Below are 12211 nucleotides of genomic sequence, written 5' to 3'. Positions count from 1 at the left end.
TGGGGTGGGAGTCGTCGACCGGATCAGCTTCGCAGGGTGAAGAATGCTGCGCTGCCGATGCCAGCGACCAGGCAGTAGACGGCGAACGGGGTCAGCTTCTTGGTCTCGAAGTACGAGGTGAGGAACATGACCGAGACATAGGACAGCACGCCCGCGACCACCGAGCCCGCCAGCGCCGGACCGAGAATGTCATGATTCTCGGGCTTGAACAGTTCGGGCGTCTTGAGCACACCGGCGGCGAGGATGACCGGGGTGGCCAGCAGGAAGGCGAAGCGGGCGGCGTCCTCGTGCCGCAGTCCCTTGAACAGGCCCGCCACGATGGTGGCACCGGAGCGGCTGATGCCCGGGAAAAGCGCAGCGATCTGGGCGGATCCGATGAGCAGCGCGTCGGTGACGCCGAGTCGGGACAGCCGCACATCGCAGGCGCGGTCCGGATCGGTGATGGGCAGCACGAGGGTGTCCTGCATGGACAGGTCGGCGGGCCGACCGGCCGGGGTCAGCATCGGCTCGCTCTTCGCGCGAGTGCGCAGCAGTTCGGCCGACAGCAGCACGAATCCGTTGACCGCCAAGAACACCGAGGTCGGTATCGGCGTGCCGAGATAGTTGCGGACGGCTTTCTCGAGCAGCAGTCCGGCCAGGCCGACCGGGATGGTGGCAATGACCAGCAGCGCGCCCAATCTGGCTTCGGGCGTGCGGATTTCGCGCATGCGCACCGCGTGCCACAGGCCGGTGAGGATGCGCACCCAGTCCCGCCGGAAGAAGATGACCAGCGCCAGCGCGGTGGCTACGTGCATGGCCACCAGCAGCGCCAGGTATGGCGAGTCCTTGGCGGACATGTCGAGATCGGTGCCCCACTGCCCGCCGATCCAGGCCGGCAACAGAATGCTGTGTCCCAGACTGGACACCGGGAACAGTTCGCTCACCCCTTGCAATGCCCCGACGACGATCGATTCCAGATACGTAATGGCCATGCGCTTTCCTGTGGTCGGTCCCTGTCGGGTGGTAGGTCCCTGTCGGGCTGGGTGATCAGCGCGCGTGCCCCGCGGGTGGGCCATACGTGGACGTGGCGAAGGCCGGGGGTGTCGCTGCGGGTCTGCTCAGCCGAGAGAGGTGAGCAAGGTTGTGAGGGTTCGGGTTTCGGTCGCCGGGTCGGGTCTGCTGGCGCGCAGCGCTTTGAGCGCGTTGTCGATCTGGCCGTCGAGGACATCCCATGCGGCTTCGTCCATGGGCTGCAAGGTGTCTTGGTCCTGGTCCCAGGCTGTTTCGAGGTCTTTGATCCGGGTCTTCGCCTCGTTGTGCTGTCCGGCTTGCACCTTGGTGAGTGTGTCCTGGGTGATGGTGCGGAACTTGGCGATCTCGCTCGGCGGGAAATGTGCGGTCGCCTGCCCGGGCGTAATCGTCGCGGAGGCGGGCGCGGCTTCTTCGTCGTTGGCGGACGCGGTGCTGTGCGGCTGAGCCGACGCCCACACCAGCACCACCCCGGCCATCACGGTGACGACCGCGTAGTACCCGAGCATGAGCCGCTCCCGGCCTGAGGCGGCGGCGGTGGCTGCCGGTTGCTGGTGGTCGATGACGTCGCGGCGGCTGCGGGTGAGGTAGACGACGGTGGCGAGGATCGCGGCGAGGAAGATGACGCTGGTGAGGGCGGCACCCACGCCCAGGCCGCGGTCGGTCCTCGGGGAGGCGAACCAGTCGCCGAGGTTCGCCCCCAGCGGCCGGGTCAGGATGTAGGCGAGCCAGAACGACAACACGGTGTTGGCGCCCAGGCGCCATCCCAGCACGATCGCCGCGATCAGACCGGCCGGCAGCAGCACCGAGACGCCCGGGCCCCACCCGGTGACCGCCAGCGTCTGGTCGCCTGCCGCGGTGCCGAGCGCGAAGGTGACCAGAACGGCGAGCCAATAGAACAACTCGCGCGGTGTGGTGGCGATGCTGTGGATCGACAGCGTCCGCTCCCGCAGGAACCAGACGCTGAACACGACCGCCAAGACCGCAGCGAAGACGCCGGTGCTCACCGCAAGAGGAACAGAGAGGTTGTCGGTGAGGATGTCGGTGTATAGCGTGCCTGTCACACTGAGCACGACGACGGTCAGCCAGTACACGAACGGCACATAGCGGTCCAGGCGCAACTGCCAGCCCAGCACCGCGGCGAGTACCACGGTGAACAGCAACGCCGTCATGTTCAGACCCACGCCAAGCGACATGTTTATCCAGTCGGCGAAGCTCTCGCCGACGGTGGTGCACAGGATCTTGATGATCCAGAACCACGCGGTGACTTCCGGCACCTTGCTGAGCATGCCTCCGGTCGCGCCGACCCTGGAATTCATCGTCTCCGTCACGGCGTGCACCGTAGTGATCGGTCGCTGTGACAGCGCTGAGAAACCGTCGGCCAGCAGGTAAACCTCGGCCGTCGGTGCGGTGAGATGCGCGCCAATATCAGTGGAGGTGAGCCGGTCCGTCGGCGCGGAGCTGTGGTGGCTCATTTTCGTTGGCGGGCAGGGTTTGTCGCTGAGAATGGACCACGTTTGTGTAGTTTGTCCGCGTCGGTGGCCCATCTCTCGGCGGCCTGAGGTGATGTGACGGCGTAAGTGGCTGGGGCGCAAATGATTCGCAGCTGCCAGCCGGATCAGAGGTTTCGCCGGGGGAGCGGCGCGACCGGACCGACAGCGGTGCGGGAGATGGATCAATGGTCACCTGCTGCTACCGAATGGTGTTGTGGCCATTGGCGTTCAGCTTGGGCGGCATGGTCGATAGCGATAGCTCGAGACCGGCTTAGTAGTGGTCTCGCCCGAAAGTCCGTCGGGGGAGTTCCTGGTGGTCGGGTCTACCGAGGTAGAGACCGCGGACGGTGTCGAGGGCGTCTTCGGGTGATCTGGCTCAGAACAGTTCCGCGAGCACTCCGATGATGAAAATGGCCAGGCCGACGGTCATGGTGGTCGCGCCCGCGACACCGAGCGGCGCAGTGCGGGAATGCTCGGCGAACTCGTCGTTCACGCCCGTCAGCCAGTTCACAGTGTCCTTGATGGCGATCAGGATTCCGGCTATCACCACCAGCCACGCGGCAGTCGTATTCCACCCCTGCGACAGCTCCGACATGTGCGCGGCCCAGACCAGGCCGAGCAGGATCGCGCCCTGTACGACCGCGCCGACATGCGCGACATCGAGGTATCGCGGTGCTGGTGGGGTGCCATTGCCCATACGCAGTATGACCAGCGGATAGCCCAGCAGGGTTCCGTAGGCGAGAGTCAGCAGTCCGCCGACTGTGAGGACCTTTTCGGCTTTCGTCATGGCGTCCCCTTCCGATGCGTCCACGATAAGAGCCGCTGAGCTGCGGTGAACCGCAATTAGCGAATCGAGGCTTGACTTTGAGGCTGCGCCAGGGTTCGAACTCGGTGCATGACTAAGGACGTCGCCCCCTCGAAACCTGCCTCGCTCCTGCCAAGGGCGGATTCCGGCGGCTTCGCGGTCTACCTGGCCAGCGAGGACGCATACGGACTCGGTCCCACCAAGCGGCAGCCTGGCCGACTCACCCGAAGACGCCCTCGACACCACCTGCGGTCTCTACCTCGGCGACTCGACCGCTTGGAACCCGAATCAGCGCGGACAAGTTGCCGATCATCCCGCCGGTGCGCTGGTGCAGGTTGTGGTCGAGGTCGCTGCGAGTTCCGGGCCGATGATCGTGCGTGGCGCGGTCGGGTGCGGTCAGAGCTGGTCGGTATCGAGGAGGCGGTAGCCGACACCGCGGATGGTTTCGATGCTGGCGAGTCCGAAGGGGGTGTCGAGTTTGCGACGCAGGTAGCCGATATATACCTCGACGACGTTGTCGGAGCCTTCGTAGTTGGTGTCCCACACGCCGCGCAGGATGTCGCTCTTGGTGACGACGTCACCTTTGTGGCGTATCAGGAATTCCAGCACGCCGTATTCGCGCGGGGTGAGGACGATGTCGTGTCCGGCGCGGGTGACGCTTCGTCGTGCCGGATCCACCGACAGGCTGCCGGCTGTGAGGATCACCGGTCTTTGCGGTGCGCCACGGCGCACCAGGGCCCGCAGCCGGGCGATCAGGATGACGAAGGAGAAGGGTTTGGTCAGGTAGTCGTCCGCGCCGAGGTCGAAGGCGTCGGCTTGGTCGTATTCACCGTCCTTGGCCGAGAGCATCAGCACCGGCGTCCACACTTGGCGTTCGCGCAACTCCCGCACGATCTGATAGCCGTGTTTGCCGGGCAGCATGATGTCGAGCACGAGCACATCGAACTCACCGGACGCGGCCAGCTCCAAACCCTCGAATCCGTCGTCGGCCACCTCGACGACGAACCCCTGCGCCGACAGCCCACGACGCAGGGTCTCGGCCAATCGAACTTCATCGTCGACCACGAGTACCCGCACCGCCACCGTCCTTCTTGATTCGTCCGCTAGTTCATTACAGCCCAACCTGGTGTGTGAAGCGTCGGGCTCTCAGTGTTTCCACAGCACCGCACGCGCAGACTGAGACAGTGCCCGTCATCGTCGATCTGATCGATCGGACTGTCAGCGAGGTTTCCACCGAGGCCGCGACCGCGGAGATCGCGGTGTGGACCGGGGTGCTGTGTGTGGCGGTGATCGTGGCGTCTTTGCTCGTCGATCGGTTCGCCCCTGCGCAACGTCTGGCGCAGGTGACCGCGCGGCGAGCGGTACGGGCTGCGGCGGTGATCGTGATGTTTATCGAATTGGGTGTGCAGGTGTCACGTTCGGGGTGGCTGACCGGCGCCGATGCCGCAATACTCGACTGGTTCACCACCCACAGATCCTCGGGCTGGACGGTCACCGCGTGTGCGATCACCCATGCGGGAGACCCTGCGGGGCTCGCGGTGATCGGCCTGCTTGTCGCGGGCTTGCTGGCCTGGCGGTTGCGGTGCGCGGTGCCGATGGTGCTGATTCTGGGCACGGTGGCGGTTGCGTCGGCGGCCAGCAGGATCAGCAAGGTCGTGGTCGGGCGTACCCGCCCACCGGCGGTGGTGCAGCTGATGAGCGAGACCAACTTTTCGTATCCGTCAGGTCATGTGACCGGCACCGCCGCACTCGCCGGATCGGTGCTGCTGGCCTATCTCGGTACGCGACCAGCGGTGTGGCGCCGGATGACCGCTGCGCTGCTCGTGGTGGTAGTCGTGGCCATGATGGCGGTGACCCGCCTGTATCTAGGGGTGCATTGGCTCACCGACGTGATCGGTGGCGGTCTACTCGGCTGTTCGGTCGTGCTGATCGGCGCGGTCGCACAGCCCTACCTACGGGCGTGGCTGCACCGAGCCCCTGGACGCATCCTCGAAGGTGGTGCCGACATGATGATCACCGCGAAAACCTTGCTGGGACGGGCGCGGCGGTCGCACGACCGCACGCCCCGACGAGCCGCGCTCCTACTGGCCGCCGTCGCTGCGGGCACCATGGCGCTGACCGCCGGATGTGCAAGCATGCCAGGGAATTCGGGTGACACCGGCTCTGCGGGCGACATTCCCGACAACCAGGTGTTCGTGCCGTTCACCCCGCCCGGTGGCGTGTTCACCGTGTCTGTTCCGCAGGGTTGGACACGCGCCGAGATCGGCACGGCCACCGAGTTCACCGATAAGTTCAACAGCGTTCGGATGCAAGTGCTGCCTCGCCCCGCCGCGCCGACGGTGGACAGTGTGAACGCCGAGGAGTTGCCCGCGATCGCCGCCGATACTGCCGGTTACGCACCGGGAGCCGTCACTGTTGTGCAGCGGCATGCGGGTCCGGCCGTGCTGGTCACCTATCAGGCGCTGTCGGCGCCGAGTTCGGTGACCGGTAAGGCCGTCACCGAGGCGGTGGAGCGCTACGAGTTCTGGCGTGCCGGAAACGAAGTCGTGCTCACCCTGTCCGGTCCGCAGGGGGCCGATAACGTCGATCCGTGGCGTCAGATCAGCGATTCGCTGTACTGGCGATGAGCGTGTTCCCCGCAGTCGAGGCTCGGTCGCTGTATCGGTTCTACCGCATAGGCGACGAGGAAACACTTGCGCTGCAAGGTGTTTCGCTGTCGGTGATGGCGGGCGAGTTCGTGGTGGTGGTCGGGCCATCGGGTTCGGGTAAGTCGACGCTGCTCAATTGTCTTGCCGGGATGGATGATCCCGATGGCGGCAGTGTCGATATCGGCGGGCAGCGGCTCAGTCATCGCAGTGAGCCGGTGCGCGCACGGATCCGGGCGCGCCACATCGGGATGCTCTTTGCGTCGGGCAACCTGTTCGACCACCTCACCGTCACCGAGAACCTGCGCTTGGCCGCCGCGCTCGCCGGTCGAGGGCGCAGTACCGATCAAGCCGGGTTGCTCAGGGAACTCGGGGTGGCCGAGCGTGGGCACGCGCTGCCCGGCCAGCTCTCCGGCGGTGAGCTCGCTCGCGCCGCCGTGGCGGTCGCGGTGGTGAACCGGCCATTGGTGGTCTTCGCCGACGAACCCACCGGTGAGCTGGACAGTCGCACTGAAGCCGATGTGCTGCGGGTACTCACCGGAATCGCTGAGCAGGGCACCGCGATCGTGGTCGCCAGCCACAGTGCCGCGGTCGCCGCGGCGGCCGGGCGGGTGCTACACCTGACCGACGGGCGGCTCACATGACATCCTCCACCGCACCAGCGATAGCCGCCGTTCTAGTGCAGTGCCACAACGTGTTTCGCAGCTACGGCCGCGGGGCGTCGGCAGTCACCGCGGTGAGCGGTATCACCTGCCGGATCCCGGCCGGTGCGCGGATCGCTGTCACCGGCCGCTCCGGCTCCGGCAAGACGACATTGCTGCATCTGCTTGCAGGACTCGATGTTCCGACCTCCGGCACCGTTAGCTGGCCTGCGCTGACGCACATGCCGCGGCGGCGTGCGCGGGCGGTGGGTGTCGTGTTCCAAGGCCCCAGCCTCATGGCAGCCCTCGATGTGGCCGAGAACGTGGCGTTGCCACTATTGGTGCAGGGGATTACTGCCGATGAAGCGCGCAAACGTGCCGTCATCGCCTTGGACCGACTCGGCATCGCCGAACTGGCAGCGAAACTGCCCGACGACATTTCCGAGGGCCAGGCCCAGCGCGCCGCCGTCGCGCGCGTACTCGCCGCGCGACCGGCGCTGATTCTGGCCGACGAACCCACCGGCCGCCTCGACCACGACACCGCCGCGCAGATGCTGACGGTGTTGCTGGATACCGCCGAAACAATCGGCGCCACGGTCGTGCTGACCACCCACGATCCGGCGGTCGCCGAGAGGTTCGCCAACCGGTGGACCATGCGCGACGGGCAGTTGGATACCGGCCCGGGCGACTGGAGTCGCTGATGTTCGCCGTGGTGTGGCTGACCGGATTGCTTCGCCGCCGCGCTGGGCGGCTGGCCGCCGCCGCGATCGGTGTCGCCGTCGCGGTCGCGTTGTTGGGGTCGCTGGGCAGCTTCCTGACCGCCGCGCAACGATCGATGACCGCACGCGCCGTCGACTCGGTCGCGGTGGACTGGCAGGTGCAGATAGCCCAGACCGCCTCGCAGGCAACGGTTCTGGATGTGCTGCATCAGACAGCGGGGATTACCGCGGCGCTGCCGGTCGGTTACGCCCACAGCAGCGGTTTCACCAACGCCGATGGTGATCGTTCGACCGGAGCGGGTTGGGTTCTCGGCGTACCCGCGGACTACTTCGCGTGGTTTCCACAGACCCGCCGCCCGCTGGTCGGTGCCGACCACGGTGTGCTGGCCATGCAGCAAACCGCCGCCAACACCGGAATCACGCCCGGCTCTGCCCTCGAGATCGGACGTGCCGGGCTGGCACCGGTCTCGGTCACCGTCGATGGCGTGATCGATCTCCGATCGGCCGATGCTCTGTTCCAGACGATCGGCGCATCCGCCAACACCCAGCCCGCCGCGCCTCCCGACAGCGTGCTGCTGCTCGACGAAACCCACTGGCACACCGTGTTCGACCCGCTCGTGGCCATCCGTCCCGACCTCGTGAGCAGTCAAATTCATGTTGCTCTCGACCACACCCTGCCCAGCGATCCGGCCGCCGCGTTCACCGAAATCATCTCGCGCGCAAAGAATGTGGAAGCGCGTGCCGGTGGGGGCGCGCAGGTCGGGAACAATCTCGCTGCCGCGCTGGACGCGGCCCGTTCCGATGCCGCCTACGCTCGGGTGCTGTTCCTGTTCCTCGGTCTCCCGGCCGCCGTATTGGCCGCGCTGCTGAGCGCGGCCGTCGTCACCGCGGACGAGGATCGCCGCCGCCGCGAACACGCGCTGCTGCGGGCCCGCGGCGCGAGCACGGCGCGACTGACCCGCATAGCCGCGGGCGAAGCCGTCCTCGTCGGTGTACTCGGCAGTGCCGCGGGCGTCGGTACGGCCGCAGTGATCGGTGCCACCATGTTCGGTTCAGCGGGTTTCGGCGCCGCGACCAGCAGCGCATGGACGTGGGCGGGGTCGGCCACGACCCTCGGTATCGGCATCGCGGTCGCCGCCGTGCTCGGGCCGAGCTGGCACGACCTGCGCGCCGGCACCGTCGCCCTCGGCCGCGCGGCCCTGCGGCGTCCCGGTCGGGTCCGCTGGCGGCGCTACGGACTCGATATCATCGCGCTGTCGGTCGCGGCGGCGGTGTACTGGTCCACCGCACGCAACGGCTATCACCTGGTCCTGGCCCCCGAAGGCGCACCGGCCATCTCGGTGTCCTACTGGGCCTTCGCCGTACCGGCGTTGTTATGGCTGGGTGCCGCGTTGTTCACTTGGCGTACAACCGATTTCATTCTCGGCCGCAGTGCCGGGATCCTCGGTTTCCTGATGCGCCCGGTCGCGGGGAATCTGTCGCAATTGGTCGCCAACTCCCTGTCCAGGCAGCGTCGCCCGCTGGCCCGCGCGATCGTGCTGCTCGCACTCGCGGTGGCGTTCGCGGTCTCCACCGCCACGTTCAATGGGACCTATCGCCACCAAGCCGAAGTCGACGCCCGTCTCACCAACGGCGCCGACGTGACGGTCACCGAACCGACCACCGCGACCCCCGCTTCCGCCACCGCGAAGGTCATCGCGGGAGTTCCCGGCGTCGGTGCCGTGGCAGTGCTGCAGCACCGGTTCGCCTACATCGGCAACGATGTGCAAGACCTCTACGGCATCGACCCGGCCACCATCACCGCGGCCGCGAGATTGCAAGACTCCTACTTCCCCGGCAGCACCGTCACCGACGCGATACATCAACTCGCGGCACATCCGGACGCCATACTGGTGAGCGCCGAAACCGCCACCGACTACCAACTCCGGTCCGGCGATACCATCCAACTGCGGCTCACCGATCCCACCGGCGGATCACGGACAACACCGTTCCGGTACGCCGGAATCGTCGCCGAATTCCCCACCGCCCCCAAGGACAGCTTCTTCGTCGCGAACGCCGCCTACATCACCGCCCAGACCGGCAACGACACCGTCGCGGCCTATCTGGTCGACACCGGCGGCCGAGACACCCGTGCGGTCGCCGACCGGATCCGCACCGCGCTCGGCACCACCGCCACTGTCACCGATCTCACCAGCACGCGCGCCGTCATCGGCTCCAGCCTCACCGCGGTCGACCTGCACGGTCTCACCCGGGTCGAACTCGTCTTCGGCATTATCATCGCCGCCGCGGCGGGCGCGCTGGTCTTCGGACTGACCTTGACCCAGCGGCGACGCAGCTTCGCCCTGGCCACCGCCGCCGGCGCACAACCCCGACAACTGCGCGGTTTCGTCGTGGCCGAAGCCGCAGTGCTGCTGACCGGCGGCCTCACCGCGGGCGCGAGCATCGGCGCCGCGTTGACCGGAGTGCTGATCACCGAACTCAGCGGCGTCTTCGATCCACCACCAACCACCGCCACCCTGCCTTGGCCCTACCTCACCGCCCTGACCGCCGCCATCATCACCGCGGTACTGCTCGCTTCGGCCACCACCATTCGGCTGGCCCGGCATCGACCACTCACGGTGCTACATGACCTGTGACGACAACACGGGCGCCGCCGCCACACACCGATGGCCCCGATGTGGCCTCCACCGACTACACCGCGCGAAGGTGATCAGGATGAACCCACCCCCATCCGGTGCGAAGCCACGGTCGATCGGCCGCTGGTTCGTCGACGTCGCAACACGAATGGTCCGAGCGCTGGCCCATCCCGCACGATGGGGCTTGCGGCTTCGGTCGGCGCTCATCGTTGCGGTCGTCATGACCGCGGGGCTCGCCGTCGCGGCCATGTCGCTGACCTACCTGCTGTACCGATCGCTGGTCACCGCCTCCGACGACGCGGCCACCGACCGGATCCGCCAGGTCACCGCCCAACTCGCCCTCGACACCCCCGCGGACCTGGATCGTAGCGCCCTGGCAACCGACAACCGGGTCTCGATCGTGCAGATCATCGACCAGACCGGCCAAGTCGTGCAAAGCTCCACCGACAGCCCCGCCCGCCCGATCACCGACGATCGCCCGGCCCCAGGGACCATCGCCCACCACCTGCCCACGCCGCCCCGTGCCGACGAGGGCCGGGTCAGCGCGGCCACCATCGACGGGCGCGGCGGCCGCTACACCATCGTGGTCGCCACCAACCAGGAAGAAGTCGAACGCACCATCAAACTGGTCGCCGTCCTCGTCGCTTTCGCCACCCCATTCATTGTCGCGCTCGCCGCCCTGGCCACCTACGCCCTGGTCGGGCGCTCACTGCGGTCGGTCGAACGCATCCGCACCCGCGTCGCCGCCATCACCAGCGCCGACCTCACCGACCGTGTCCCGGTACCACTGCAGAACGACGAAATCGCTGCCCTCGCAATAACCATGAACGACATGCTGGCGCGGATCGAGGCCGGGCACAACGCCCAACGCCGCTTCATCAGCGACGCCTCCCACGAACTACGCAGCCCACTCACCACCATCACCGCCGCCCTCGAACTCGGCCGCACCCAACCCGCCATCCTCGACGCGGCCATGCTCGATGACACCCTGCTGCCCGAGGCCCAACGCATGCGCCACCTCATCGATGACCTACTACTGCTCGCCCGCGCCGACGAAAACGCCCTCACCCAGCGGCGCACCGATATCGACCTCGACGATGTCCTCGCCACCGAAGTAGCTCGCACCCGTACCACCACCGCACTCACCATCGCCACCACCGTCGAACCCGCTCGCATCACCGGCGACCCCGCCCAGATCTCGCGCGCCATCCGCAACCTGCTCGACAACGCCACCCGCTACGCCGCCGCCACCATCACCGTCCGACTCCGCCGAGACCAGGCCAACGCGCACATCGAAATCGCCGACGACGGACCCGGCATCGCCGCACCCGACCGGGCACACATCTTCGACCGCTTCTATCGGCCACAACAGGATCGCGGCCGCGGCACCGGCGGATCCGGACTCGGACTGGCCATAGTCGCCGAAATCATTGCCGCACACCACGGCACCGTACGCATCGATCAGAACACCCCCACCGGCGCGATCGCCATCATCGACCTACCCCTCATCGATATCTGATCGCTGTCTGTCCCACATCCGCTCAGCGTGCTCACAGCGGTCGACAACCATCGTGGGCATATGAGCGCGGCCATCATGTCGGCGAATCCGGCTGGAAATGAAGTTCGTTCCGAATGCAGCAATTCATCCTCGGCTGCGGATTGGCCGCGATCTTTGTTCTCATGCTCGCCGAATCCGCGTGCATCCCCATCCCTTCGGGACTCACCATGCTGCTCGGCGGCGCGCTCGCCGGTGGAGCTGTCGCGGGAGCGCACCCGAACCTGATCGCCGTCATCGCCGGGCACCCTGGGCAACGTCGCCGGAAGCTATGTGGCGTGGCTGGCCGGACGCTACGGCGGCCGACCGGCCCTGCACCGATGGGGCAAATTTGTTCTACTGCGTGGCGAAGAGATCGATCGCGCCCAGGATTGGTTCGTCCGCCGCGGCGCCTCTTCGGTGTTCTGGGCCCGACTGCTACCGGGCATCCGCACCTTTATTTCCCTGCCCGCCGGGATCGCGGCGATGCCCCCGGGGCGGTTCGGCAGCTACACCGTCGCCGGATGCCTGCCCTGGACCGCGGCCCTGGCGATCGCCGGATACGCCGTCGGCGCCAACTGGCACAACGTCGAAGACGCCATCCGCGGCCCCAGCTACCTCATCGCCGCGGTCGCCGCACTCGCTATTGCCGTCACGGTCGTCGTCGCGATCCGTCGACGCCGCCGCAGCACCCTCGAACTCAGCACCACCGACGCTGCCCGATGAATTC

The 12211-nt window shown here is 67.1% G+C and carries 10 protein-coding genes; 6 read left to right on the top strand and 4 right to left on the bottom strand.

Going from position 1 to position 12211, the window contains the following annotated elements:
• Positions 1–23: 23 nt before the first annotated feature.
• The 4 genes from ACHQ4I_RS30760 to ACHQ4I_RS30745 all read right to left on the bottom strand — a co-directional run bounded on the left by ACHQ4I_RS30760 (position 24) and on the right by ACHQ4I_RS30745 (position 4383).
• Positions 24–971, bottom strand: coding sequence for an undecaprenyl-diphosphate phosphatase (locus ACHQ4I_RS30760; RefSeq protein WP_420775379.1), 948 nt, complete (start codon positions 969–971; stop codon positions 24–26).
• A gap of 126 nt (positions 972–1097) precedes the next feature.
• Positions 1098–2297 carry a COG4705 family protein gene (locus ACHQ4I_RS30755; RefSeq protein ID WP_420775543.1) on the bottom strand — a complete coding sequence of 400 codons (1200 nt, stop codon included), beginning with the start codon at positions 2295–2297 and terminating at the stop codon, positions 1098–1100.
• Positions 2298–2877: 580 nt separating this feature from the next.
• On the bottom strand, positions 2878–3288 hold the full coding sequence (locus ACHQ4I_RS30750; RefSeq protein WP_420775378.1) for a hypothetical protein: 411 nt from the start codon (positions 3286–3288) through the stop codon (positions 2878–2880).
• Positions 3289–3702: 414 nt separating this feature from the next.
• On the bottom strand, positions 3703–4383 hold the full coding sequence (locus ACHQ4I_RS30745) for a response regulator transcription factor (RefSeq protein WP_420775377.1): 681 nt from the start codon (positions 4381–4383) through the stop codon (positions 3703–3705).
• Positions 4384–4490: 107 nt separating this feature from the next.
• Between ACHQ4I_RS30745 and ACHQ4I_RS30740 the strand changes: the two genes are divergently transcribed.
• The 6 genes from ACHQ4I_RS30740 (at position 4491) to ACHQ4I_RS30715 (ending at position 12207) form a co-directional block, all read left to right on the top strand.
• Positions 4491–5933, top strand: a complete 1443-nt coding sequence (locus ACHQ4I_RS30740; RefSeq protein WP_420775376.1) for a phosphatase PAP2 family protein — start codon at positions 4491–4493, stop codon at positions 5931–5933.
• Positions 5930–6595, top strand: coding sequence for an ABC transporter ATP-binding protein (locus ACHQ4I_RS30735; protein WP_420775375.1), 666 nt, complete (start codon positions 5930–5932; stop codon positions 6593–6595). Before ACHQ4I_RS30740 ends, ACHQ4I_RS30735 begins: the two co-directional genes overlap by 4 nt.
• Before the next feature lie 92 nt (positions 6596–6687).
• On the top strand, positions 6688–7293 hold the full coding sequence (locus ACHQ4I_RS30730; RefSeq protein WP_420775374.1) for an ABC transporter ATP-binding protein: 606 nt from the start codon (positions 6688–6690) through the stop codon (positions 7291–7293).
• A complete protein-coding gene (locus ACHQ4I_RS30725; RefSeq protein WP_420775373.1) occupies positions 7293–9947 on the top strand; it encodes an FtsX-like permease family protein in 2655 nt (884 codons plus the stop codon). The genes ACHQ4I_RS30730 and ACHQ4I_RS30725 overlap by 1 nt, the downstream gene beginning before the upstream one ends.
• Before the next feature lie 79 nt (positions 9948–10026).
• Positions 10027–11466 (top strand): sensor histidine kinase, encoded by a 1440-nt coding sequence (locus ACHQ4I_RS30720; protein ID WP_420775372.1) that lies wholly within the window; start codon positions 10027–10029, stop codon positions 11464–11466.
• A gap of 309 nt (positions 11467–11775) precedes the next feature.
• Positions 11776–12207: a DedA family protein gene (locus ACHQ4I_RS30715; protein WP_420775371.1), complete on the top strand. Its 432-nt coding sequence runs from the start codon at positions 11776–11778 to the stop codon at positions 12205–12207.
• The last annotated feature ends 4 nt before the right edge of the window (positions 12208–12211 follow it).

Origin of the sequence: Nocardia nepalensis, assembly GCF_048910785.1 — a bacterium.
Taxonomy (GTDB): domain Bacteria; phylum Actinomycetota; class Actinomycetes; order Mycobacteriales; family Mycobacteriaceae; genus Nocardia; species Nocardia nepalensis.
The sequence above is the reverse complement of the archived record's forward strand: the minus strand, read 5'-3'. Positions and strand labels throughout refer to the sequence as shown.